The sequence below is a fragment of the Paenibacillus sp. B2(2019) genome, from assembly GCF_008370385.1.
Taxonomy (GTDB): domain Bacteria; phylum Bacillota; class Bacilli; order Paenibacillales; family Paenibacillaceae; genus Paenibacillus_AQ.
Window position 1 is genome coordinate 112,785 of the sequence record NZ_VTZR01000013.1, and the last position, 24,180, is coordinate 136,964.

General features: G+C 41.3%; 27 protein-coding genes. All 27 read right to left on the reverse strand.

Annotated features, from left to right (window positions below):
- Positions 1 to 148: 148 nt before the first annotated feature.
- The 27 genes from PAENI_RS11325 to PAENI_RS11455 all read right to left on the reverse strand — a co-directional run bounded on the left by PAENI_RS11325 (position 149) and on the right by PAENI_RS11455 (position 24,172).
- Positions 149 to 484, reverse strand: a complete 336-nt coding sequence (locus PAENI_RS11325) for a flagellar protein FliT (RefSeq protein WP_149645317.1) — start codon at positions 482 to 484, stop codon at positions 149 to 151.
- On the reverse strand, positions 477 to 875 hold the full coding sequence (fliS, locus tag PAENI_RS11330) for a flagellar export chaperone FliS (protein WP_149645318.1): 399 nt from the start codon (positions 873 to 875) through the stop codon (positions 477 to 479). The genes PAENI_RS11325 and fliS overlap by 8 nt, the downstream gene beginning before the upstream one ends.
- A 28-nt stretch (positions 876 to 903) precedes the next feature.
- Positions 904 to 2,463, reverse strand: coding sequence for a flagellar filament capping protein FliD (gene fliD / locus PAENI_RS11335; protein ID WP_149645319.1), 1,560 nt, complete (start codon positions 2,461 to 2,463; stop codon positions 904 to 906).
- Positions 2,464 to 2,479: 16 nt separating this feature from the next.
- A complete protein-coding gene (locus PAENI_RS11340; RefSeq protein ID WP_149645320.1) occupies positions 2,480 to 2,869 on the reverse strand; it encodes a flagellar protein FlaG in 390 nt (129 codons plus the stop codon).
- Between the two features lie 298 nt (positions 2,870 to 3,167).
- Positions 3,168 to 3,854, reverse strand: coding sequence for an acylneuraminate cytidylyltransferase family protein (locus PAENI_RS11345; protein ID WP_149645321.1), 687 nt, complete (start codon positions 3,852 to 3,854; stop codon positions 3,168 to 3,170).
- A complete protein-coding gene (locus PAENI_RS11350; RefSeq protein ID WP_149645322.1) occupies positions 3,851 to 4,900 on the reverse strand; it encodes a nucleotidyltransferase family protein in 1,050 nt (349 codons plus the stop codon). The genes PAENI_RS11345 and PAENI_RS11350 overlap by 4 nt, the downstream gene beginning before the upstream one ends.
- Positions 4,901 to 4,904: 4 nt before the next feature.
- Complete coding sequence (locus PAENI_RS11355) at positions 4,905 to 5,528, reverse strand: acetyltransferase (RefSeq protein WP_188114533.1); 624 nt, start codon at positions 5,526 to 5,528, stop codon at positions 4,905 to 4,907.
- Positions 5,521 to 6,600 carry an N-acetylneuraminate synthase gene (neuB, locus tag PAENI_RS11360; protein WP_149645324.1) on the reverse strand — a complete coding sequence of 360 codons (1,080 nt, stop codon included), beginning with the start codon at positions 6,598 to 6,600 and terminating at the stop codon, positions 5,521 to 5,523. The genes PAENI_RS11355 and neuB overlap by 8 nt, the downstream gene beginning before the upstream one ends.
- Positions 6,597 to 7,727 carry a UDP-N-acetylglucosamine 2-epimerase gene (gene neuC, locus PAENI_RS11365; protein ID WP_149645325.1) on the reverse strand — a complete coding sequence of 377 codons (1,131 nt, stop codon included), beginning with the start codon at positions 7,725 to 7,727 and terminating at the stop codon, positions 6,597 to 6,599. The genes neuB and neuC overlap by 4 nt, the downstream gene beginning before the upstream one ends.
- A 15-nt stretch (positions 7,728 to 7,742) precedes the next feature.
- Complete coding sequence (locus tag PAENI_RS11370) at positions 7,743 to 8,894, reverse strand: LegC family aminotransferase (protein WP_149645326.1); 1,152 nt, start codon at positions 8,892 to 8,894, stop codon at positions 7,743 to 7,745.
- A complete protein-coding gene (locus PAENI_RS11375) occupies positions 8,891 to 9,892 on the reverse strand; it encodes an NAD-dependent 4,6-dehydratase LegB (RefSeq protein ID WP_149645327.1) in 1,002 nt (333 codons plus the stop codon). The genes PAENI_RS11370 and PAENI_RS11375 overlap by 4 nt, the downstream gene beginning before the upstream one ends.
- A 6-nt stretch (positions 9,893 to 9,898) precedes the next feature.
- The gene (locus PAENI_RS11380; RefSeq protein ID WP_223178936.1) at positions 9,899 to 11,578 is read right to left on the reverse strand and encodes a motility associated factor glycosyltransferase family protein; all 1,680 of its coding nucleotides are present in this window, start codon (positions 11,576 to 11,578) and stop codon (positions 9,899 to 9,901) included.
- Between the two features lie 2 nt (positions 11,579 to 11,580).
- The gene (locus PAENI_RS11385; RefSeq protein WP_149645329.1) at positions 11,581 to 12,105 is read right to left on the reverse strand and encodes a hypothetical protein; all 525 of its coding nucleotides are present in this window, start codon (positions 12,103 to 12,105) and stop codon (positions 11,581 to 11,583) included.
- Between the two features lie 76 nt (positions 12,106 to 12,181).
- Complete coding sequence (locus tag PAENI_RS11390) at positions 12,182 to 12,994, reverse strand: flagellin N-terminal helical domain-containing protein (protein ID WP_149645330.1); 813 nt, start codon at positions 12,992 to 12,994, stop codon at positions 12,182 to 12,184.
- Positions 12,995 to 13,225: 231 nt separating this feature from the next.
- Positions 13,226 to 13,468: a carbon storage regulator CsrA gene (gene csrA, locus PAENI_RS11395; protein ID WP_149645331.1), complete on the reverse strand. Its 243-nt coding sequence runs from the start codon at positions 13,466 to 13,468 to the stop codon at positions 13,226 to 13,228.
- A gap of 1 nt (position 13,469) precedes the next feature.
- Positions 13,470 to 13,916 (reverse strand): flagellar assembly protein FliW, encoded by a 447-nt coding sequence (fliW, locus tag PAENI_RS11400; RefSeq protein WP_149645332.1) that lies wholly within the window; start codon positions 13,914 to 13,916, stop codon positions 13,470 to 13,472.
- 107 nt (positions 13,917 to 14,023) lie between these two features.
- Positions 14,024 to 14,590 carry a DUF6470 family protein gene (locus tag PAENI_RS11405; protein WP_223178937.1) on the reverse strand — a complete coding sequence of 189 codons (567 nt, stop codon included), beginning with the start codon at positions 14,588 to 14,590 and terminating at the stop codon, positions 14,024 to 14,026.
- 15 nt (positions 14,591 to 14,605) lie between these two features.
- Positions 14,606 to 15,523, reverse strand: a complete 918-nt coding sequence (flgL, locus tag PAENI_RS11410) for a flagellar hook-associated protein FlgL (protein ID WP_188114534.1) — start codon at positions 15,521 to 15,523, stop codon at positions 14,606 to 14,608.
- A 15-nt stretch (positions 15,524 to 15,538) separates the two neighbouring features.
- A complete protein-coding gene (gene flgK, locus PAENI_RS11415; RefSeq protein ID WP_149645334.1) occupies positions 15,539 to 17,122 on the reverse strand; it encodes a flagellar hook-associated protein FlgK in 1,584 nt (527 codons plus the stop codon).
- 54 nt (positions 17,123 to 17,176) lie between these two features.
- The gene (locus tag PAENI_RS11420; protein ID WP_149645335.1) at positions 17,177 to 17,677 is read right to left on the reverse strand and encodes a flagellar protein FlgN; all 501 of its coding nucleotides are present in this window, start codon (positions 17,675 to 17,677) and stop codon (positions 17,177 to 17,179) included.
- Positions 17,678 to 17,689: 12 nt separating this feature from the next.
- Complete coding sequence (gene flgM, locus PAENI_RS11425) at positions 17,690 to 17,974, reverse strand: flagellar biosynthesis anti-sigma factor FlgM (RefSeq protein ID WP_042192418.1); 285 nt, start codon at positions 17,972 to 17,974, stop codon at positions 17,690 to 17,692.
- 102 nt (positions 17,975 to 18,076) lie between these two features.
- Positions 18,077 to 18,487 (reverse strand): TIGR03826 family flagellar region protein, encoded by a 411-nt coding sequence (locus tag PAENI_RS11430; RefSeq protein ID WP_149645336.1) that lies wholly within the window; start codon positions 18,485 to 18,487, stop codon positions 18,077 to 18,079.
- Between the two features lie 168 nt (positions 18,488 to 18,655).
- A complete protein-coding gene (locus tag PAENI_RS11435; protein WP_262495578.1) occupies positions 18,656 to 19,213 on the reverse strand; it encodes a ComF family protein in 558 nt (185 codons plus the stop codon).
- 257 nt (positions 19,214 to 19,470) lie between these two features.
- Positions 19,471 to 21,474, reverse strand: a complete 2,004-nt coding sequence (locus tag PAENI_RS33025) for a helicase-related protein (protein WP_149645337.1) — start codon at positions 21,472 to 21,474, stop codon at positions 19,471 to 19,473.
- Positions 21,475 to 21,601: 127 nt separating this feature from the next.
- Positions 21,602 to 22,048, reverse strand: a complete 447-nt coding sequence (locus PAENI_RS11445) for a glycosyltransferase family A protein (RefSeq protein WP_149645338.1) — start codon at positions 22,046 to 22,048, stop codon at positions 21,602 to 21,604.
- 236 nt (positions 22,049 to 22,284) lie between these two features.
- Positions 22,285 to 23,007, reverse strand: coding sequence for a response regulator (locus PAENI_RS11450; protein WP_042131342.1), 723 nt, complete (start codon positions 23,005 to 23,007; stop codon positions 22,285 to 22,287).
- Between the two features lie 4 nt (positions 23,008 to 23,011).
- Complete coding sequence (locus tag PAENI_RS11455; protein WP_042131343.1) at positions 23,012 to 24,172, reverse strand: sensor histidine kinase; 1,161 nt, start codon at positions 24,170 to 24,172, stop codon at positions 23,012 to 23,014.
- Positions 24,173 to 24,180: the final 8 nt, after the last annotated feature.

The window sequence follows — 24,180 nt, forward strand, 5'->3', positions numbered from 1 at the left end:
AAAAGTAAATGTTTACATGCAATAATTTACCACGTAAAATAGGACGTTTAATTTACCATAATCAAGAAATAGCTGCGGCGTAAGGATCAAAAAAAGAGCAGACGGTATTTAATACCCGTCTACTCCTATAGTGAAACACCGAAATAAATTATTTTTTGCGGTCCATTAGAAAACTATCTGGAGTGTAAGCAGCCTCGTATGCGCTACGCTGTACTTTGGCCTGATTACGCTTCTGTAACCAGTCCTGGGCTTCCAATCGAAGGGCGTTCATTCTGTCTAAGATCACATTATCGTATTCCAAAATTCGATTTATTTCTTGTTTTTGTGCGGGCGTCGCCTTACAAATTTCGGCTTGTTCTGCAATAGAGTCGACAAGCTCCTGACGATCCTCGACAAAAAATTCTAACTCTTCATAGGTAGTCTCATAGAGTCTATCCGTGATATCTAAGGTTAGTTCCTTCAGGCTTTGAATTAACTCATCCATGAGCACTTTCAGCCTGTCCCTGGCCTGCAGCGATTTTGGATGCTTGTAGCCAAGTTTCCCGAAGTTCTGTAAGGTAGCCAATGGCCTCTTCCGCTTTTTCTGGGCTCTTGCGGATGTTGGCTTCAATTAATAGATGATTTGTATATTCGTAAAGTGAGAACAAATTCTTAGAAACTTCATAGGAATGATCTAATGTAGACATCAGCTCACTCATAATTGTCTGGGCCTTACCGAAATTAAGATTTGTTTTCTCAAAGTCTTGTTTTGTAAGTCCATCAATTGCCGTTCTAACAAAGCGGATCGCTCCATCATACAGCATGATCACCAACTGCGCAGGGGTTGAGGTTTGGACTGAAGACTTGCGGTATGTCTCATATGGAGATCTAATCAAAAAACTCACCCTCTTTATAATAATTATATTAACTGGAGAACAGACTGGAAGATTGTGTCGTTAGTTTATTCATGGCTGTCTCCATCGCTGAAAACTGTTTATAATAACGTTTTTCAGTATTTGTTAATATTGTCAGCATGTTGTTTATTCGAGTATTGTAGTCTTTGAGCTTTTTGCCCATAACACTCTCTTCTTTGAATGTACTAGTGACGTCAGCAGTATACTTGTTAGTACCCGCACGTATAGAGATACTTTCCAATGGCTTAGCTAATGTATCTCCTAATTTATCAAAAAGCCCCTCATTGGGCTGACTAGCAGAACCTTGGAATAAATCTATTACACTTTGAGGATTATTACTAATCGCTAGTTTGAGCTTCGCTTCATTAATTATTAATTTTCCGCCCTCAGAATAACTCCCCGTTGTAATGCCCAACTCACTCAGCTTACCCATTTTTTCAGAGATAACCATACGCATGGACGATATGGTTGATCTTAAGATGTCATCATTTTTAAGAAGCCCGCTTTGGGCCTTCTGAGTCCAAGTTAGAATTTCACTTTCTTTCATTTCCTTCTTTTGTTCATCCGTCAGAGGAGTAAAATCACTATATTTAGCTTCATTCACTTTCTTGTTAAACAATCCAAGCAAACTGTTATAATCTTCGATAAAACTTTTTATTGTTTTAATAGAATTATCTGGATCGGATTGGTTACTGATCTTAGAGGTTCCATTTGTACCAGTTTCAGCGAGTAGTGTTAGTTGTACCCCATTTATAGTGAACGTATTACTCTTTTGTTTTATATCGTTTGAACCATTTATGCTAATAACAGCATCTTGTCCAGGTTTTGTGTCCGACAAACTTCCATCTTGATTGGTATATTGCTTTATGCCCTTAAATACATCACTAAGTATAGTGTTATCTGATCCTAACACTATTTTACCATCTACACTTGTCGGATCATTACTCGGAGCACCACTTGTCTTAGATCGAATTACCAACTTTCCTGTAATCTCATCAAAGCTAGCTATTACACCGGCTTTACTGTCAGCATTAATTGTTGAAACTAAAGTAGAAATAGAGGTAGCTCCGGTGAATAAAGATTTCGTTGCATCATTCAAGCTACTGAAGCTGACACCATTAATATTTATAGTATAGTCTTTTTCCTTTTCTGCATCAGTAAGGTCACTGAAAGCTTTGCCTGTTGCCAGTTCTGCCAATGTAGTTTTCCCAGTTTTATTTAGCCCTACTCCATTTGTCTCCAACGTAGTACTTGTTGCTAACTGCTTTACTGTGACATCCATATCTATTCCGTTCGCGGTGGCTGTCGACTCGGCCTTTACTGCAACGGTATTACCAGTAACAATTGCTTTATTTGAGTTTAATGCAGATGACAAATTATATTTATCCGATAACTTATTAACTCTAAAATCATATAGTTTACTACTAATCTCACGGTAGCTATCTCTAGTCCAATTTAAAATTTCTTTTTGTTGATATAGTTTGTCCAAGGGGGCACGCTTGACGGCCATCATACTCTTGACCATACTATCTATGTCCATCCCTGAAAACCCATTAATTCTTGTAACCAAATTAGTACCCCCTACATTATATTTTTTCGTCTACAAGAATACCTGCAATTTCCATCATTTTAGCCACTAAATCAAGAGTCTTCTCTGGTGGCACTTCACGAATAAGTTCTCCGGTTTCCTTATTAAGCACTTTGACAATAATATCATGCGTTTTCTCGTGGATACTGATTGCTAGCGCGGTTTGGGGCCCCTGTAGAGATTTCACTGCTCGCTCAATGGTGCGGATAAGCTGTTCCTCAGCAACAGTTATGTTATCACCTTGCTTCTCTTTCAGACTGATATCTTTAGCATCTCGAATAGTAACCGGATTACTTTGGACCTTTTCCGATTCAGCGCTAGATGTTACCTCATGCCTGCTTTGTCCGACCGACATAGAACTAGCAGAAAAAGAAAACTGTACATTCATATACCCCGACCTCCAACAACGCTCATATTATACTTTATATATCGGCTAGTTTCAGGGATACTTTAGGACTTATCCTTGAGAATATAGAAATATATGTTTCTCTAGATTATGGATCAACTTATAATCTCCGGATCGTCGAGTCTGAATATGGGTAATATTGTCAAGGTTAGTAGTTTTCTTTATGGGAGCTTATTTTTTGAACATAAAAACAAAACAAGCCTCTCCGTAGAGAAGCCATAAAAGGTGATTAGATATATATTATTCTTAAACATAATGCTCTCACAAAAAAACAATATACCTAATCCTTGTTCATCTTCCACTCACACAACAAGAAGTCTTCTTCGGTATCAATATCATAAGATCTGTTATTAGGCATAATAAACGCTGAGGTTTCTTCTGTTATAAATGACTTTACTCTAGACAACCATTCTGTCTCTGCAACATAAACCGCACCATTCAAAATATAAACAGGTGGTAAATCTTGCCGTCTAATTCCGATTTCTTTTTTTGTAATAATAGGTTTCATTAATCCACTATCTTGCAAAGTATACATCCAATAGGGTAATATTTCTGTCTCCGTCATACTGACGCATGCAGGCCCCCCTGAATCTATTAGTTGTTCAATACAAGCATCAATATCCTCAGTTAAGCGCAATGGTGATGTCGGTTGTAGTAGAACTACAATATCATAGCCAGGTAACTCTCTCAATGCATGAAACACCGGATCCAATCCTAAGGATTCATCCTCTGCAAGATGCTTTGGGCGAACAAAAGGGATCTCTGCTCCATATTTCTTTGCTACTTCGATTATTTCGAAATCTTCTGATGATACAATTAACCTATCAATATATTTAGATTTTCGCCCAGCCTCTATCGTCCATGCAATCAAAGGCTTCCCTGCTAATTCACGAATATTTTTTCTTGGAAGCCCTTTTGAGCCACCGCGTGCGGGGATAATGGCTAGTATTTTTTTATTATTTATCATACTAAGCCTCCACAAAATTCATAGTTAGCCTTTTCATAATCATCCAAGCGCCCTATATCAAGCCAATACTCTCTCAAGGGAAAAGCTGAGGCTTCTATTTGTTCATTCATCAATTTCTTAAAAAGATCCGGCATATCATAAAATTCATTTTGAGGAATATTTTTTAAAACCTCAGGACTTAAAACGTAAATACCTGCATTAACAAAACTTTTATGAATCGGTTTCTCTTCAATTGATAACAAGCGGTGATTCTCCATCTCTAAAACACCATATGGTATCTGATACTCATACTCCCTTACGCACATTGTCGCAACAGAATTGGTTTCACTATGAAAATTGAGTAGCTGCTCATAGTTAACTTTAGTCAAAAGATCTCCATTCATCACAAAAAAAGGATGCTCGGGCTTCTCGACTATAAGTGACAATGCACCTGCTGTACCGAGCCTCTTTGTTTCTTCTATATATGATATATTTACATCGAGATGAGATCCATCTTGAAAATAATCTTTAATTATTTCCTTCTTATAATTTACCGACAAAATGAAATTAGTAAATCCAAAACCTTTAAAACTTTCAATAATTGTTTCTAAAATAGGTTTGTCTCCAACTTTCAACATAGGTTTCGGCACATGATCCGTCAAAGGACGAAGTCTCGTCCCAAGACCGCCAGCCATTAATATAACGGTATTCTCTTTTTGCGAAGTTTCTACTACATTATCCACAAAAATAACATCTAGAATCTGCTTTTCTTGATTTACAATCGGCAGCTGCTTTAATTTCAACTTTTTCATTACTTCTCTATAATAAAACTGCTTCTTTCCAGCGTTTTCGTATATAGGAGTTTCATTCATGACTTTTTGAATTGAAGTATCTAAAGATAAACCCTTTAGGAGTCCTCGGCGAATGTCGCCATCTGTAACCGTCCCAAGTAAACACCTGTTTTCATCCACGACTATTGCGAATTGTAGTGCAGAATCATCAATTAATTTCATAGTTTGCAAAATCGTTACTTGAGGGCTTATCAAAATTTTTCTCCACTTTGTCATTATTCTACACTTCCTTAGCGGGAGTTCCGTATGCCTTGCTTCTATCCTTTATCGTTTGCAAAACTAGCGATCCTGCTCCAATTATTACTTGACTTCCAATCTGAACGTTTTGAATAATTGTCGATCCTGCTCCAATATGTGTTAAATCACCGACTATCACGCTTCCAGAAAGTGTAACTCCCGGCGCAATATGACAACTACTTCCAACTGAGCAGTCGTGGTTGATACTTGAAGATGTGTTTATAATAGTATTATCGGCAACACTTGCAAAAGATTCAATAACAGCACTCGCCATAATTTGCACACCCTCACCTAATTTTGAGTAAGGAGAAATAATTGCATTTCGATGAATGACTGAGGAAAATGTATAACCCTTTGTTTTAAATTGCTGAAATATATCCGCTCTAATATAAGGTACTCCAATAGAACCTAAACAAAGTACAAGTTCAATATCAGAAATATTGTATGAGTCAATGACTTTATCTGTGCCAAGATATGAAAGTCCAAAACGATTCTCTTGTTTTTCCGGTGCTGTGAAACCCATAATTGAGCGTTTTTGCTGTAACAAAATATCAGTTATGACCGCGGCGTGGCCACCGTTTCCAATAAGGATAACAGGCTTACTCATCAATTAGCTCATCCTCACTATAGCTTTTCGATGCCTTTTTACCGATTAGTGACCAATATTGTGAAGGAGCCATACCACTTCCCGGTCTTTTGACAGTTAAATTTTCTTTAGTAATAGTATCTCCAATCATAATTGACTTCGCAGCTACTAAGCTTTTACGAGCAGCGATTTGATTTGTCTGCTCCTTGATAGTTGGCTTTTTATTTCCATCTCCTAATGAGTGTTCAATAATGCGGATTGCCTTCACCATCTCTTGTAATTCATCTGGTTCTAAGGATGCGAGGTGGTCTGGTCCGGGTAAAAGCCTACTTGTTGTAAAATGTTTTTCAATAACCAGAGCACCACGGGCAACCGCAGCTACAGGCACGTATATCCCCTCTGAATGATCAGATAAACCCACATCTAATTGGGTCTCTCTTGTTAAATGATCAATCGCCTGCAAATTAATATCTCCGTACGGAGTTGGATATTCAGTTGTACAGTGCAATACCGTTACATAATCCTTCAACCACTTCTTTGCCTCAGAGGAGGGGTAAAACTTTTGCACAGCTTCTATTTTCACTTCATCTGTTGGATACGCCAGACCGTAAGCAATGAAGGACAAAGATTCATGTATATCCTCAATAGTTGCCATACCTGTTGATAAAATTATTGGTTTACGTTTTGTAGCAATATAATGAACGAACGGTGTGTTTGTTAATTCACCAGACGAAATTTTCACAGTACGAATCGCGAGTTCATCTACTAAAAAATCGATACTTTCACGATCAAAGGGTGTAGATAGAAATTCAATTTTTTTCTCATCGCAATAAGCCTTAATTTGAAAAAACTCTTCATACGAAAGTTCTAATTTCTTTAACATTGCAAATTGTGATGTCTCTTCTCCAATGTTCTCCACTTGATACTCTGCCTGTTTTGCATTTTTGGTGACAAGATTTTCTGTCTTATAGGTTTGAAATTTTACCGCATCTACTCCAGCTTGCACTGCTGCATCAACTAGTCTAAAAGCAAGATCAAGAGAACCATTATGATTCACACCAGCTTCGGCGATTATATATACTTGATGGCTCATAAGTCATAAAACTCCTTCTGAATCAAATAGGAAGGTATATCTTTAAGAATTTCCACTATTTTGCGAGAAACATTTCCATCACCAAAGAGCTGTTCATAAGGCCCAGCATATTGCAGAGCTTGTTCAATGCCATTTTTAATAGATCCTTCATCTAACTCAACATCAAAAACCGATGACGGTCCTTGTCTGCCCGCCTGCCTATTACCACAATTTACAGTAGGCGTTTGTAGATAGGGGACTTCAATGAGCCCACTGGATGAATTACCAATAACAGAATCAGCATGTTTAACTGCACTCAAGTATCGCAATTGCCCTAGCGAATCAAACAAGAAGGCACTCTCATTTTGTTTAGTATACTTTTCGATCTCTTCGTTAATATAACGTCCACCATTATCGGCATTCGCTTTTGTAAAGAGCAAGTTCACATTTGAATATTCACTTAAAGCCCTTAATAACGGATGAATTCCATCCCTATCTCCATGTGTTTCAGGATGATATGTAATAAGCAAAAGTGACTTGTTTTTATCAAGACTTAACTGATTGTATAGCTCATCTTTTGATAAAAGTGGCACCTTTAAAATATTCTCAATTCCTAACGCACCAACATTCCACACTCGATCTGGTGATTCACCAAGTTGAATTACTCGTTGTTTATGTTCTTCGGTACTAGTGAAATGCCACGTAGCCAACTTAGTGATAGAGTGACGAATAGAGTCATCAAATGCGCCAAAGGTTAACTCTCCACCATGTAAATGTGCAATCGGGATACCGATGATTAGTGCAGCCTGTGACACAGCCAACATTTCAAATCGATCTCCTAAGATAACAATTAAATCAGGCTTTAATTGATCAAGTACATCCGCAAATCCTATTGTTGCAATTCCAATTGATTTAACTACACCTACAGAGGTATCTGATGACAAGAGTATCTCTACTTTTTTATCAATTGTAAATCCATCTTCCTCAATTTGCTTATAAGTTAGGCCAAATTCAGGAGATAAATGCATCCCAGTAACAACTAATTGTAGTTCCAATTCAGCATCAGAATGGATTTCTTTCATCAACCAATACAACAACCCATATTCAGATCGTGTTCCAGTGACAACACAAATTTTACGTTTATTCATAGTTGATTACCCCTTTCAAAGAGGAGTCGATGGAATGTTAATAACTCTTTTATTCAGCTCATTTGTCACTGTCAAATCACCTTTTGGGCAATGCATATAAGGAGTTAACTCATTCATTGGCGTCCAAATTGGCCTTGCCATTGCTCCATCCTTATTCAATAAATCTAGCACGTCATCACGACTGTGTTGCTCCGAATCAAGGATAATGGTTTGAAGCCAGTAATTACTCGTTCCAAAAGCAGGTTCTACAAATAAATCTACTCCATCTATTTGCTCAAATAACTTTTTATAACTTTGAGTTAACGCTCTTTTTTTCGCAAGAAATACATCCATCTTTTCAATTTGAGCACATCCTAGAGCCGCATTAATATTGGGCATTCGGTAATTATACCCTATCTCATCATGACGGTATTCCCAACGATGCGGTATTTTGGCAGTTGTAGTAATATGTTTTGCATAATCTGCAAGTTGTTCGTCATTCGTTAATATCGCTCCACCGCCACCAGTGGTCATGATTTTGTTACCATTAAAACTGAGCGCGCCTACAAGGCCAAATCCCCCCGTGTGCTTTCCCTTATAATAAGAACCCAGTGATTCCGCTGCATCTTCGACAAGAACAAGATTATACCGTTTACAAACATCAATTAACGGATCAATATCTACAGGATGACCAAATGTATGCATGGGAACTATAGCCCGTATTACACGGCCCGTCACTTTATTAATGAGCTGATTATTATGTATCTCACCAATCTCTCGAATATATTCTTCAAGTTTTTTGGGATCAATGCCTAATGTTTCTTCAGAAACATCAATAAAATGAGGAACTGCCTGTAAGTATGAAACCGTGTTTGCTGTTGCTATAAATGTAAGCGCCGGCATAAAAACCTCATCATTCGCCTGCACACCAGCAATTTTTAACGCAATATGCAAAGCAGCAGTACCATTAACAACAGCAACAGCTCGCTTCACACCTGTATATTCTACAAGCCTCTTCTCAAACTCATCGACATATTTACCAACAGATGAGACCCACCCTGTTCGAATACAGTCCGTTGCATACTCAACTTCTTTGTCACTGAAGGTCGGCTCATGTAAGGGAATAAAATCTTTATTACCATAAATTTCTTTTATGCCCTGAATTATTTCCTGCCACTGCTTGTTCATATGTTATATGCATCTGCCTTATATTTTGATAAATTCGTGGGATCTGTAAACCAATCAACTGTCTCTTTCAATCCACGTTTAAATCCTTCTATTCCACCGTATGATGGTTCCCAGCCGAGCAATTCTTTCGCTTTTTGATTATCTGCCCACAATCGTTCCACTTCACTTTTTTCAGGACGAAAGCGAACTTCATCTGTTTCAATTTCAAGTTTTTTGTCCATTACATCAGCAATAGCCTTAACTGTGTCTCCTATTGAAATCTCATAATTACTACCTATATTAATCACTTCACCAAGTGCTTTTTCACTATTCATAATTGAAATAAACCCACTGACAGTATCTTTAACATAATTAAAATCTCTCGTCGGACTTAAAGCACCCAGTTTGATCTTCTCCTTACCCGATGCAAGCTGTGTGATAATCGTCGGGATAACAGCACGTGCAGATTGACGTGGCCCATACGTATTAAACGGTCTGATAATTGCTACTGGCGTTTCAAACGAACGATAAAAAGATAACGCCATTTGATCCGCACCAATTTTCGATGCAGAATACGGTGATTGTCCCTGTAAAGGATGTTCTTCATTAATAGGTACATATTGAGCAGTTCCATATACTTCACTAGTTGACGTATGAACTACTTTAGATACGCCAAGCTCACGTGCTGCTTGAAGTATATTTAATGTTCCTTTTATATTTGTATCTACATACGTATCTGGAGAATGGTAAGAATAAGGAATTGCAATTAATGAGGCCAGATGTAAAACCATATCGCAACCCTTCATGGCTTCTTTTACCCCATGTGGATCACGAATATCACCTGAGAATACATCTAACTCTCTCTTAACATCATCTGATGATGAGTCAAGCCACCCCCACGAGTTGAATGAGTTATAATAGACGAATGCTCGTACATCATATCCCTGGCGTATAAGTTCTTCTACTAAATGCGAGCCGATAAATCCGTCCGCTCCTGTTATTAATACCTTATTCTTCATTTACATTCACCCTTTAGAATAAAACTTTTGAATCTCTTCATCGTTTAATAATAACTCTAAATATTTCTTTAGTTTTATAAACAGTACGTGAATACTATCTCTCATTTCTTTTCTTTGATCATTTGTAGTCTGGGTCTCATTATAATTGTATTCAAAATGATTACTTATTCTTTGAACATCATCTATTAGCTGATTTAATAAAGAACCTTCAACCAGCGGCTCTTTTCTAAGCTTCTTCACGCTTTTCAATAATGTTCTTATATCGGAAATATTGACTACATTTTCACGTATTTTTTTCATTTTTCTTTCTTCTACTTTTACTAAATCAAGAATTTGATATAGATTTTTTATTACTTCAATTGCTTTTTCTTTTCCCTTGTTATTCTTTATGTTTTGATTAACAGAGAAATCCACATCTTTTACAAACCTATGGTAATCAATCTTCTCGGCGTTGATATAAGGAACATGATTAATCTTCGCACCTTTTTTCGAAAGATTATACATTTTGATATGATCTTTTATAAGATTCGTTAATTGATTGAATGAATCTATCTGTGCATATAACGTCTCAGAAGTTAATACCTTTCCTCCGTCATTACTATCCACCCACAATTCTTCTTCTATCCTAACTCCTTCATGTATTGTTATACCTTCGGCATAGTACTTCTTATCAATAAAAGATAAATCCTGCCCAACTAAATACACTTCTTCAAATCCAAGTTGATAAATTAGGTTTAAGGTAGAAATAGCGACCGAAGCGACGGATATGAATCGAGTCATCTCAGGAAATAAACTTCCCGTAATACCATCCATCTCACTTAACATTTTCAGAGCCGGTCCTTGATGGTTTTCCAAAATTAAATGATGAGTCATCGTATCAAATATAGCAATACCTTCATAATTAAGTCCTTTGAAGTGAGCTTCATAATTTGTTAAACTAGCGTCAATCGAAACAACAAAATCGGGATGAATATCATATTTCAACAACGCCCTTAAAGCAGAGCCTACACAAAAAACATACATATGATCTTTTGTTTTTTTGATAAGATCAATATTATCCGTTAAGGATGGTCCAGAAGAGACTAGTATAGCTCCTTTTCCTCGAAACTCTCTCAACAACTTATCTATCGGATCCATTTCATAGGTGTAAACTACGTTTAATATCGGCTCTATGATCCAATTTTTCTTAAAAAAATTCACTGTATTATTATTGATTACATACAGACTTAAACTTTTCTCTATTAATTTCAAAGTATCATTTATGAATTGGGATTCCGTTTGGTCATATTTAGGATGAATAATGATTTGCGAAGAGAGACCTCTAAACTGCTCTATAATAGTGGTTATCATTATAGGCAGCAAGTCTCTAAAATAGTAGAATTCTATATTTTTACTGATTTTAATTGTATTCAATGTAGATTCATTCAATACAACTTCATTGAAAGGCTCTATGATAATTACTTTCGGAATATCTTGATAATCTGCATGAAGGGCTTCTATAATCTCACCATTTCCAATGCCTATTACAAAAGTAATTTTATTCTTCTCTGATATTTCCTTTTTCAAAAGTTTAGCTATCTCTCTCTTAGGAGAGATTTTAGAATTTAACGGCAGATTTATACCCTCTGATTTATAAATGTATATCTGACTTCCATCATCTGCTGTTCCACTTGTTATTTCATACATACTCACTGATTGATTCCCTTTCTGGTTTCTAATTCCTCTATAAAATCCTCAATCCATTCTGAGTAGATTAGTTCGATAATCTCAGTAATAGATGAGTAATCATTTTCCACTATTTTTTGTTCCGCTTGTCTCACAGTTAATTCTATATTTGTCTTGCTAATCTTATTGAACTTAAAATAACTATCCACATTCGATAACTCTAATAATGTAGCAGACAACTCAGAAAACGCTGACAATATATCTTCAATACTTTTCAAATTCAAGTTCTCAATTGTTAATAAAAGCTCTTTTGAAAACTGATGCACGTTTTGAAGCACTTCTTGTTCATGCTCAATAATTAACTTTGTTTCAAAGATTGGATTGTTATGTCCTTTCAAAAGATCCTTAATATCCAATTCATCGAGAGGCACTCCCGCATTATCCACAATTATTGATGAAATTTGATTTAGATACAAAACCATATCTTGATAAGTTTCTTGGAGGCTTTCCTTCTGGTTGAACTTTTCTCCATTAATATAATAGGTCATTTTTCATTCTCCTCTTTAGCAAACAAGGTAGATAGCGATTACGCCATCTACCTCATTATAATCTTAACTCAAACTATTATCTAAGAAGTTGAAGAACTCCTTGAGGTTGTTGGTTGGCTTGAGCCAACATTGCTTGTGCTGCTTGAGCTAAGATAGAGTTCTTAGTTTGGTTCATCATTTCTTTCGCCATATCAACGTCACGAATACGGGATTCAGCAGCCGATAGGTTTTCAGAAGATGTACCCAAGTTGTTAATTGTGTGCTCCAAGCGGTTCTGAATCGCACCTAAAGATGAACGTTGTGCAGACACACGTGAAATCGCCTTAGTGATAGAAGTGATAGCTTTATTGGCTAAGCTTTGTTTTGACAAATCGATAGCATCTACGCCAAGTGCTTTTGCTCCCATAGTTGTAATACTCACGGACAAAGTCTGACTAGCGTTCGCACCGATGTGAATTTTTTTACCACTAAACTTACCGTTAAGTAGGTTTTGAGTATTGAATTCTGTATCAGTAGAAATACGATCAATTTCTGCCGTAAGAGCTGTAACTTCTTTTTGAAGCTCTGTACGATCGGCATCAGTGTTCGTATCATTCGAAGATTGTACCGCTAACTCACGCATACGTTGCAGGATAGAGTGAGTTTCGTTCAATGCACCTTCAGCTGTTTGAATCAAAGAGATTCCATCTTGAGCGTTACGAGTAGCTTGATCCAAACCGCGGATTTGTCCACGCATTTTTTCGGAGATTGCGAGACCAGCTGCATCGTCACCTGCACGGTTGATACGAAGACCGGAAGACAACTTTTCGATATTTTTGCTAGTTGCGGCAGTGTTTACACCCAACTGACGGTGTGTGTTCATTGCGGCGATATTGTGGTTGATAATCATTTGATATTTCCTCCCTGAAATTAAGTTAGTTCCACATCCATGTGGTAAACGCCGAACCTTTAAGGTCGGCCGCCCTGCAGGTTCAACGTCTACTACATATATCGACGGCGTATGCCCAACAGTTTAGAGTAATTCGAAGTTTTTTCAAAAATATTTCTAAAACCAAAAAAAAACCTAAGTCTGCATTTGGGCAGCCCTAGGTTCTAGATTCTACGTATTTAAATACGTCTATTAATCGCTCTTCTTCTCTCCACGAAATCGATGGATCAAGGCATTCAAATCAGTCTGTATAGGAGCAACAGACTCACGATTAGCCTCTTGAATAGAAAGATATACCTCTTTTCGGAAAATATCGACATGCTTAGGCGCCGAGATGCCCACCTTTACTATATCACCTTCCACACTTAGGATCGTCAACTCTATCTGCTCCTGAATAACGATGGATTCACCTTTTTTGCGGGTAAGTACAAGCATATCATACACCGTCCTTTCCATCGATAACCGACTGTTCCAGCAAAAGGCTGTGCTTAGTATGATAAGGAGCTCTATGCAGAACGATTTGTTTCCCAGCATGCTTCACTGGATTCAATACAATGGGTGCAAGAAGATTAATCGTAGACTGATCAACTTGTTCCTTCAGAGTAATGATACAACGAACGACAACCTCTTTGTCGATCCCTAGTTCTTCCGCCTCATCATCTGGAAGATCAAATTCATAAGATGGATAAAAAACAAATGGATCACTTAGCAAAAAGGACAATCCCTTTTCCTTCACAGACTGTAAGTACCAAAAAGGTGTCTCCTCCACAGCAATCAAAGCGAAGTCTGTTTCTTCATCAAAACCTGGTAATCCTTTAGGAAAATGATATAACTGGTCCTCATCTACATCAATTTCGCCCCAAGATAGTGTTTCTATAATCAAAGTTGTTCACTCCTCAAAATAACTGGCATCATAAAAATACTACTACCAAACCATATATAGCACAAAAGCTATAGAGGTGCTTCCCAGCACATCTATAGCTTAAAGACCTACAATTGAACGTTAATTTCAGGTAAAAAAAACTGTATGGTTGCATATTGCTGCATATATATATTTAACTTGCCTCGGGTATACTCAATCTCAGGACTACGTCTTTCCACCTGTATATCAACATGGGCGGCCCGAAAATTAATTTTGGGGGCTCTAGTCTCAAAATGAATATCGACATTATCATATGATGCTGGTCCACGAATCTCTGGAAATGAATTAGGTTCGGTATCTGTGCCGTACACTTCTGCAATCGTATTACCCGGTTTAAAAAACTCTGCCATCCGATTCCCCTGCTCAACCTTTCTAGCTATACCCTGAAGATACAGCTGCTGAATGCCGGAATAGATTCGTTTGTTCATATCAAACAAATTACCGCCATTATAGGCTGCCCATGCACGAGATTGATCTATGGTAAGTTCAGGCCGAGTGGATTGAACCGTTAGTTGTCCGGGTGTGGTATTTACATTGACTTCAGCTTTAGGCTGAGAAATCGAATAGGTGCCCGGATCGGCATCAATCCCAATCACAGCAGGCGTCTGACGGATTTGCAATATCGGCTGAAGCAACAAGAACCACCTCCGTTATCTGATAAAGTCCACGAGAGTTGTAGATATAATCTTTGCACCTACAGATAATGAGGCGTTATAGATATTTTCCTGAATCTTCGACTGCATAATCAAACCTTCGTAATCAGCATCTTCCGTCTTGGCCTGCAAATCAGTAAGATTGATGTTTAAGTCACTCAGACGCTCCTGCATTAGTTCTACACGATTAGCCTTAGCTCCTATTTCTGAACGGGCCGTTAATAGGTTCTCCATGCGCGTATCAATATTTGTAAGTTGATTAGATATTGCAGTAATATCACCCGCTTGTAAGGCACCCGAAATATTATTAATAATGGTAAATAAATTATCCGCTTCACCAGTTCTGCCAAATACGTCATTGCCACTGGTACTAATAGGCATACGTACACCCTCACCTACAATAAACTGAATCTGCCCAGTATCTGTAGTAATCGGCTTAGTTACATCATAGGTGCCATCTGCACCTTTAGCAAAATCATAAGGTTTGGTATTGTATTGTTCACCATTAAAGATATATTTACCATTTAGTGTGCTGTTAGCAATATCCACAAGCTGTTCTTTCAACTGCAACACTTCTGAATTGATACTATCAAGTGCGGACTGCGGATTAGTTCCGGTCCCAGCTTGTACTGTCAGTTCACGAATCTTCTGAACAACATCACCAGCCTGTCCCAGAACAGTATCATTATAATCTAACCAGGAAAGTGCGCTATCTACATTCTTGGTATATTGCTCATTAGATGAAAGCTCTGCACGGTAGCGTAGGGAATACGTGATCCCTACTGGATCATCGGAAGGCTTGTTAATTTTTTGTCCACTTGAAAGCTGTAACTGTGTATCGTTCATTGTACGTGCATTACGGTTTAAGTTAAGCAGAAGCTGTGAATTCATCATGTTAGAGGTTACTCTCAACATACGCTATATCTCCTTTTATCTGCCGACTGTGCCGGTGGAATTAATCAATTTGTCAAGCAGTTCATCAAAAGTAGTCATAAAACGCGCAGCGGCACTATAAGCATGTTGGAATACTAGCATATTCGACATTTCTTCATCCAGCGATACACCACTGACAGATTGACGGCGGGAGTTAACCTGCTCTACCAGATAATCTGAGTTATCGGTTTGACGCGCTGCCTCCTGCGATTGAATACCCAACTGGCCAACCATAGAGCCTAGAAGTCCACCAACAGTATTGCTAACTTTACCGTCCGGCGTAGTGAATTTACTATCCTTGAGGTTTGTCAATAAAAGAGCCAAGGTGTTATTTCCTTTAACAACCTGCGTGTTGCCATCAGCATCAACAGTTGTACGTAGCGAGGTTGCGAATAAGTTTACATCCGCAGCAATTTCCGGATTCAATTTGATCGTTCCAGCATCACCAGAGGTTACAAAGAAATCACGACCAGCGCTTCCATCCATCGCATAACCTAACTTGTGGAGTCCGTTCAAGCCTTTGACAATGGTCTTAGCGTCCTCATACATCGTTGCTCCCTTAGGCATTGCCTGACCAGCGGCCAAAGTAACTACGGTGCCATCCGCTTGAGTAATCTTAGCATCATTAGTCAACACCGTACCCTCAGGAAGATTGGAACCTGCCGGTATTGTAATTTCAACGTTACCAGTAGCAATCGTGCTAGCCATATCGTTGAGTTGTTTTTTGTAGTCGGTAACATAAGTATTTTTGGAGAAAATCATTCCGTAAGCCTCGCCGCCCTTCAAAGTTCCAGCGGCATAAGCATTATTAAGAAATGCACTATCTACGGTTGCAGTAACTTCTCCACCCTCTACCAGTGGCTGTCCACCCAGTGAAACGTTATAACCAGCTTCCGTCTCCACAACGGTAATATTAGCAATCTTGGATAGCTTGTCTGCCATCAGATCGCGTTGATCGCGTAAATCATTCGCCTGATCGCCCATACCTTCGATCTTATAGATCGATTTATTCAAGTCTGCGATAGCGGTCAGGTAACCCTGAGCCTCTTTTGCTTTAACCTCAATATTAGTAGTTAGATCCCGATCAAGATTATCTAATTGCGTGCTCATATAATTCATGGCATCTGTCAAAGATTGTGCAGTTTGCACTACAATCTTACGAGCAGTAGGATCCTCAGGGTTTTTACTAAGGTCAGACCATGATTTCCAGAAGTTATCTAGAACTGTACGGATACCTGTATCCGATGGTTCATTCACAATCGCTTCTAGTTTAGAGAGGGTATCTGCTTGAAGTTTCCAGTTACCAAATGCAGAATTCTCACCACGGTACTGATCATCCAGAAACATTTCCCGAATCCGATCGATAGATGAAAATTCCACCCCTGTACCCATTTGACCAGGAACGGTAGATTTATTAAATCCATACGCTTCAATAGGTAAAGCAGCCTTCATATTTACACGTTGACGAGTATAACCCTCGGTATTCGCATTTGCGATATTGTGTCCAGTCGTATTAAGAGCTGCGGTCTGAGTAAAAAGGCTACGTCTCGCGGTCTCTATCGAGTGAAATGTGGATGTCATGCTTCTTACTCCTCCTTATGTTCTGCTCCAGCAGAACACTTCATCAGTACAATTCTAGCCTCGTGCATCAAAAATCCCCGACCGATTTACGCCATTGCCCTTATCGGACGGACGATGATATGTGATATCCTGATTCGGTCTTCCGACCAGCAGATCCAAAGAATAATCTATAAAAGTAAGCGACTGCTCTATCAGCTTCTGATTAAGCTCATTTGCTTCTTTCAAGCGGTGCAAAGTGCCAGAAAGCTTCTGCTGAATATGCAGCAGTCGTGCCTTGTCTTCAGGGTCAAATATAAGTCTGGACAGCTCAGTTAGGTTCAGGTTCAGGTTGGAACGAATACCCACGCCTTGCAGAACGGTATATGCTGCCGCGATTCGCTGTTCCTCGAGCTGTCCAATCAGTTTCATTAATTTGGACTCACGGTTCAGGATGTCGATTAAGGCATCCACCTTGTTGTCCATAATCGTCTGTTTTTTCTCAGCGGCCAGCTCCAGCATTTGGTTATGCACTTCGTCCAGCTGCTCCAATAGTTCTATTAATGTCGTCAATGCCATGGATGGTTTCACCTAATTCTCGGAGGATTGCTTAAAGTATGGGGCGAGTTTCTCTGCTAGCTTAGCTGCATCTACTTGATAGGTACCTGCGGAGACCTGTTGCTTCAAACTGTCGATCTTAAGTGCACGTTCAGCATCATTACCAGAATTCTGTGCTTGCAAGAGCTGAATTGCTTCATCAGAGATCGAAACCTCATCCTTGCGTGAACTTTTCTTCATTTGTTCCTGCCTTTGCGCATCCGCGCTGCGTTGATACGGATTCATCGCGTTAATTCGTCCGGTCTCGTTAATTTTCATAACTTCACCTTCCTTCTAATATAAAAAAGCCGATAATCTTTACTAAGTTTATCGGCGTAGACTGAAACATTCTTTATAGCTGCAAACGTTTTTTTGCAGATTTTATAGGTCACGTAACTTGTCTATGGCACGATATGCACCGTCTGTTGTCTTTTTGGTAGAATCCCCAGCAGCACTTTCCTTGACGGCATTGGTGAGATCCTTCCTTAGCCGAGAACGGCAGCTATCACACATATGCCCATCGCGAATCAGCGTTCCACACACCTCGCAGGGATACATCATATTAGGAGCATTTGCTATAGATATCCGGCCCTCTCGAATAAAGCGGGTGATCTCCTTTATCGAAATTCCCGTAGCATCGGACAGCTCTTGAATGTTGGTTCCTTTGTTCTCCCGCAAATAATCCACGCAGATCTCATATTCATGCTCCAGCTCTTTGATGCAGGGCTGGCACAACCCCATAAGATTCTTAACAAACAACCGGCCGCACCTTGGACAATTGTCTAGATTCATAACAAGCAGCCGCTCCTCTCCGTACATTCTGTACAACGCATAATATCCTTATGCTCCTAGATTACATGATTGCAAAGAATTCGTCTATGGGACGGAAGAAACGCTATTACGGGCATGGATCTCTTCAAAAAGTGAATGGGCTGTTCACAATCATGCATTTCGCTCTCCTCAGGAACGTGCCCAAGTTAGGCTATACACCTCTACCGCATAACCATAATCTGAACCTATTTGTTGTATGATCTCAGCGCACGCACGAATGGTACTGCCCGTTGTATAAATATCATCAACAATAATAATCCGAACAGGACGATTTAGAGGTACCTCCCGTTTCATCCAATCTGCAAATTGTGCTGTTACTGCCGGATTCTCTGCAAAAGCATGCTTCATATCCGCTAGTCGTTCTGCCCGACTCTTAAAGCTCTGTTTTCCCGTATGATGTGTGCGGATCAGCAGCGGAAGCTGTGGAATCTTCCTACATCTGGATAGCACATCAGCCAATCTTTCCGCTTGATTAAATCCTCGCTCCATAAGCCGGGAATCACTGACAGGCACTGGCACTAACAAATCAGCAGACCAAGAACGATGGATGATGGATGGTTTTCGGGATAAAAGAGCGCTCTGCTTCTCTTTTTTTAGGGTTAGATAGGCTCTATCCAGCATGAGGCCAAGTAAAGGGGCATACCGTTCATTCCCGCGATATTTATACTGACCCAACCATTCTCGCATAACACTAGTGTAAGCCACTGCACTTCGATTACAAATAATCGGAGACGGTTCACTACTGCGGGTACAGTCAGGACAGCCCACATGCCGACCACAATTCAAGCAGCGTGGGGAGCGTATCCAAGGAATGGATTCTACACAATTCCTGCAAACTCCAGGAAATTGCGAGGATCCAGGGTTGCGCTTGCCGCAAGTTAAGCATGGAGTTACGGAAGGGGACAAGAGTGCCTGGGATTTAGTTAACCATGAGAACAGAGAGTTCATCTCGTCACATCCTTACTGATATATCCTTTGCGGCGAGCGATGATGTTCATAGTACGGATCTGGGAGATCGCTCCACGCTGTGATCGGGTCCACTGGGGAGAGGCAAATACAACACACCCAGCAGGATCATCCTTAGATCGCCCGGCACGACCCGCCATCTGAACCAAGGAGGCTTCATCAAAGAGATCGCTATCCGCATCCAAAATAAATACATCGCTGCGTGGCACTGTAACTCCCCGTTCCAGAATCGTAGTTGTTATTAATAGGGTGATCGCGCGGCTGCGGAAAGCAGTTACCTTCTCTGCCCGGAAGGGATCTTTGGAGGAGGTACCCTCGATAACTACGCCGGGAAAGCTCCGACGAAGCAGAAGCAGTAATCCTTCAATATGTGCAATACGAGAAACAAAACAAAAGATTTGCGCCTCGCGCTCGAGCGACTTACGAAGCGTATATATTAGAGATCTAGGTAACATCCCACGCTTTAGGCATGTTTGAACAGATGTCATGGTCAGATGCTGTGGCACAGGCAAAGGATGACCATGGAAACGGACAGGTACTCTGGCATGTGGAAGTCTGCCTGACCGGACCAACCGCTGCATTTCTTGTGGTGGTGTGGCTGATAAGTAGATAAAAGAGCCCTCTACCTTACAGGCTTGTTCTGCGGCATAAGCCAGCATAGGATCATTGTGGTAGGGGTACGCGTCCAGCTCGTCTATGATAACGAGATCAAAGCCTCGATGGAAGCGCAGCAGCTGATGGGTGGTCGCGAGCGTTAAGCGACCACTCACCCAGCGTTCTGCGCTGCCGCCGTAAAGCACGGCGAGAATCTCCGCCGGGAAAGCCTTCGCGAGCCGCGGAGCGAGCTCAAGTACGACGTCGCGTCGCGGCGTCGCTACGAGCGCCCGCCCACCGGCGGCGAGTACGGCCTCTAGGAGCGGGAAGATCATCTCCGTCTTCCCGGCTCCCGTCACCGCCCAGAGCAGGAACCGCTCTGGGCACGAATTGGCGGAGCGCTCGCGCCGCTCCGCCAGAAAACCCAGCGCAGCGCCAGCGGCTCCCGCCTGCGCTGGGCTTAGCCCCCACCGGCCTGCGGCCGCGGTGGGGTCAAGGGCGGCCGTGCACCGCACGGCCGGAAGCGCTGCGCTGCGCAGCAGCAGCGCGCAAGCCCGGCTGCGCCCAAGTGCGAGGCAGGCCTCGCAATAGGCGCAGCCCATAAGGCCGCACGCGGCGCATGCCGTGCGGCCGGTTGGGGCGCTGCCGCAGCGCAGGCAGCGCGAAACCGCGCGGCGAGCGACAGCGCCGCGCCACAATGCGTGCGGCAGCCTAGCCGCCGCACGCACCAGAGCGCCAGCACCCGCAGGGAGCTGGCGGGGCCTCGCCCCGTGCGCAGCCGGGGCATCACAACCTATGGCTGCTGTCAACTCCAGCCGCCCCTGCAAATGCGCCAGTTGTGCCGCCTGGCGCCAACGACCTGTCAGCTCTGGCAACCTCTCTGCCAGCAGCGTTTCTATTTCCGGCTGCAGTAAAGAGCGGCCGGCCACAACCCACGATAGTTGTTCTGCCTCCGATTCCAGTAAAGCATAATCGAAATCATTCCCTCTGCAATCATTATTCTTTCTAGACGGTTCTATAAATCCCCCACTTTGTTCAGGAAGCCACCATAGCGATACCCCATCACTAAGCCACTCTTCCTTTCCCATTCCTCCTGCTTCCCTTTCCTCCTTCAACTCAGACTCAAGAACACTGCTTACGTATTGACCCCACTCCTTAGCCCCCCAGTTCCTCATTCCGTCCCTTTGTTTAAAACAATCGCGCAGCTTCACCACCCACCCCAGCGGCAGTGCAGGAGATAATAAGACCAATTTGTCCAGCGTTACTAAGCCTCTGCCTTGACGCTCCGGTCCAGCGCCAGACCACCACCATCTATCTACTGTAAGATCTAAAGAAATCCAAATACTCCAGATCCCTCTACATTTCAAGGCATACACAGCCGCTCGCATAAAATCCGCCTCCTTAACTTTCACCATTAATCACTCTTTCCCACAACACTCCCCTTACCGCCAAACGCAAAAAGCACACTCCTCCATTTCTTGGAGAGTGTGCTTCACCCGTTACTCACATATTCACTTAAAATCTGTCGCGCTTTGATTCGCATCCCCTACTTCCTGCCATCCCCATAAAAGGCAACGAAACAGACTGCCCTGACAACCGCAAGTCTACCACAATCCCTTGTTGCTGCAACTCTTCTTCACTCACCTGAAAAGTGTACATAGATGTTGCAAGATCGATAGAGCAGCCACTATCAGCCAGCCTGGAAACAATTCCAAGGGTTCCATCGCTCGAGCTATCATCCATGAACGTTACTCGAAATCGTTTTCCGGTTAAAAAAGCTTGAAATGTCAGCGCCCGAATGTACCATTCTACAACAGATGCATGATTGCGGGTAATCAAAATATAATGAATCCATTTCACGGACTGCGGTGTCTGCCGCACCTTCTGCCGATTATGCAGCATATGAATAATCACTGCAGCGGATACATAAACAGCCGCAATCCATATCAACTGGGCTACCATGGAGATGCACCTCCTCTGTATACCAACACTATATGCCGGCTTTAAAAGGTCGGTGACTGCCCAGAGTTCCTTCAAGCATAAACGCCTTCGGCGTCCTTGCAAGGACGGTAAGCGTTTAAGCGAGTAATATAAGATATAAAGTATGGTGTGAAACTTATACTTTCTTATATTTTAAAGGAATAAGCTGTGCTCTCCTTGGTTTCATTCCTATATGTACCGTAAATCTGTAAAAATTTTTATAAGGTTACCCAACCATACTTGATCGAGTTGATTACTGCTTGCGTACGATCATCGACTTCCATTTTTTGCAAAATACTACTAACATGGTTTTTGACCGTTTTTTCGCTAATAAACAAATACTCACCGATCATTTTGTTACTCTTACCTTCCGCCATCAGCCGAAGTACTTCTGCTTCACGACGTGTTAGAGGATTGTTGTCACCGGCCACAAACTTAACACCGGCTTCCTTCACTACCGTATCAGCAGCTACTCCAGTCTCATTAAGGTAAGTCATGCGCCGCAATTGATTGATTAGCTTTCCGGTAACCTTTGGATGAATAAAAGCGTGTCCCTCACAGACCGAACGGATCGCATTAATAAGGGACTCAGCCTCCATATCCTTTAATAAATAACCATTGGCACCCTTACGAAGGGTTTCAAACACATAACTCTCATCATCATGAATCGATAAAATAATTACCTTAACCTCCGGAAACATTTCCCGCAGTTTTTGAGTGGCCTCCACGCCATTCTCAATAGGCATATTAATATCCATCAGTACGATGTCTGGTTTAGTTCCGTTACAGAACTCTAAGACCTGGATACCGTCACCACATTCACCGATGACTTCGATATCCTCCTCCATATTCAAAATACGTTTCAGCCCTTCACGAAAAAGCTGATGATCATCCGCCAAAAGAACTTTAATGGGCGTTTTAGTAGAGTTTAAGTTCTCCATCACATTACTCCTTCCCTTTCTCCACGTTCGTCGGAATGTGGATCACGATTGTTGTCCCCTGATTCTCGGCTGATATGATTTCCATTCTGCCTTCAAGCAGCTCTACACGTTCCCGCATACCTACTAGCCCGAAGCTTTCACGATTGCCCTGCGGATTTTTTAATTTCTGCACATTAAAACCTAATCCATTATCCTTAATCACTATCTTAATTAACTGCGCTTGGTAAGTAATCTCTACCAATACGAAACTCGGGTAGGCATGTTTAGCTGCATTAGACAAAGCCTCCTGGACCAATCGGTATACCGCTGCCTCCATGGCTGAAGATAGTCGATGTTCCTGACCTCTGGTTTCCAAGGTCGTCCTCAGCTTCGTCTTCTCCTCAAAATCATGCACATATTTCCGCAAAGTCGGAATTAATCCCAAATCATCGAGAGCCATCGGTCGTAAATTAAAGATGACCTTACGCATTTCTTCCAGGCTGTATCGAACCTGTCCTTTCAAATCTATTACTTCGTCCTGCACCAACCCAAATTCCTGCTTTACCAGCATTCTTTCTACAATTTCCGTCCTAAGGACTAGATTCGCCAGCATTTGAGCAGGACCATCATGAATTTCCCGGGCAATTCTCTTCCGTTCTTCCTCTTGAGCCAGGATTATCTTGAGTCCTATCATCTGTCTGTTCTTCGCAGATTCGACAATTCTCGTCACCTGACCTAGTTCTCCCGACAAATATTCGAGCACTACGCTCATTTGCGAACCAATTGACTCTGCGCGCTCTACAGAATTTTCGACACTGCGCACTCGCATTTGTAATTCATCACGTCTTGATCGAAGATAGACCTCTCGCTCACGCGTCATCATGAGTTCGAGCTGTAGCTCCGTAGCCTTCTCATAGGCAATACGGATATCCTTCTCCGAGTAGCGGACAAAGTCCCGGCTGACCTCTGTCAGCCGGATTCTGGAGCGGTGATACTGCAGCTCCAGCTTGTCTACTTTTTTCAAAGTCTCATCCGTTTCGTCCATGACCCGCTGCAGTTCTTTGTTGAGTGCAGCAAGTTCATCACGCGCAACCTGCAATATTTCAAAAATCTGATACTTGCTGCTCTCCATCACGTCGATGGTATTTTTAATGACGCGATCAATCGCATCGGCTTGAAATTCCACGGATGCTT

Excerpts from the sequence above, each read along its gene's own strand:
- neuB (WP_149645324.1), bottom strand. The coding sequence starts at position 6,600 with ATGAGCCATCAAGTATATATAATCGCCGAAGCTGGTGTGAATCATAAT.
- PAENI_RS11420 (WP_149645335.1), bottom strand. The coding sequence starts at position 17,677 with ATGGCATTGACGACATTAATAGAACTATTGGAGCAGCTGGACGAAGTG.
- PAENI_RS11445 (WP_149645338.1), bottom strand. The coding sequence starts at position 22,048 with ATGGTAGCCCAGTTGATATGGATTGCGGCTGTTTATGTATCCGCTGCA.
- PAENI_RS11350 (WP_149645322.1), bottom strand. The coding sequence starts at position 4,900 with ATGACAAAGTGGAGAAAAATTTTGATAAGCCCTCAAGTAACGATTTTG.
- PAENI_RS11385 (WP_149645329.1), bottom strand. The coding sequence starts at position 12,105 with ATGACCTATTATATTAATGGAGAAAAGTTCAACCAGAAGGAAAGCCTC.
- PAENI_RS11390 (WP_149645330.1), bottom strand. The coding sequence starts at position 12,994 with ATGATTATCAACCACAATATCGCCGCAATGAACACACACCGTCAGTTG.
- PAENI_RS11380 (WP_223178936.1), bottom strand. The coding sequence starts at position 11,578 with ATGTATGAAATAACAAGTGGAACAGCAGATGATGGAAGTCAGATATAC.
- PAENI_RS11430 (WP_149645336.1), bottom strand. The coding sequence starts at position 18,487 with ATGAATCTAGACAATTGTCCAAGGTGCGGCCGGTTGTTTGTTAAGAAT.
- flgK (WP_149645334.1), bottom strand. The coding sequence starts at position 17,122 with ATGACATCCACATTTCACTCGATAGAGACCGCGAGACGTAGCCTTTTT.
- PAENI_RS11450 (WP_042131342.1), bottom strand. The coding sequence starts at position 23,007 with ATGGAGAACTTAAACTCTACTAAAACGCCCATTAAAGTTCTTTTGGCG.
- csrA (WP_149645331.1), bottom strand. The coding sequence starts at position 13,468 with ATGCTTGTACTTACCCGCAAAAAAGGTGAATCCATCGTTATTCAGGAG.
- neuC (WP_149645325.1), bottom strand. The coding sequence starts at position 7,727 with ATGAATAAACGTAAAATTTGTGTTGTCACTGGAACACGATCTGAATAT.
- PAENI_RS33025 (WP_149645337.1), bottom strand. The coding sequence starts at position 21,474 with ATGCGAGCGGCTGTGTATGCCTTGAAATGTAGAGGGATCTGGAGTATT.
- PAENI_RS11355 (WP_188114533.1), bottom strand. The coding sequence starts at position 5,528 with ATGAGTAAGCCTGTTATCCTTATTGGAAACGGTGGCCACGCCGCGGTC.
- PAENI_RS11345 (WP_149645321.1), bottom strand. The coding sequence starts at position 3,854 with ATGATAAATAATAAAAAAATACTAGCCATTATCCCCGCACGCGGTGGC.
- PAENI_RS11325 (WP_149645317.1), bottom strand. The coding sequence starts at position 484 with ATGGATGAGTTAATTCAAAGCCTGAAGGAACTAACCTTAGATATCACG.
- PAENI_RS11340 (WP_149645320.1), bottom strand. The coding sequence starts at position 2,869 with ATGAATGTACAGTTTTCTTTTTCTGCTAGTTCTATGTCGGTCGGACAA.
- PAENI_RS11370 (WP_149645326.1), bottom strand. The coding sequence starts at position 8,894 with ATGAACAAGCAGTGGCAGGAAATAATTCAGGGCATAAAAGAAATTTAT.
- PAENI_RS11435 (WP_262495578.1), bottom strand. The coding sequence starts at position 19,213 with ATGCGAGAATGGTTGGGTCAGTATAAATATCGCGGGAATGAACGGTAT.
- flgM (WP_042192418.1), bottom strand. The coding sequence starts at position 17,974 with ATGAAAATTAACGAGACCGGACGAATTAACGCGATGAATCCGTATCAA.
- flgL (WP_188114534.1), bottom strand. The coding sequence starts at position 15,523 with ATGTTGAGAGTAACCTCTAACATGATGAATTCACAGCTTCTGCTTAAC.
- PAENI_RS11375 (WP_149645327.1), bottom strand. The coding sequence starts at position 9,892 with ATGAAGAATAAGGTATTAATAACAGGAGCGGACGGATTTATCGGCTCG.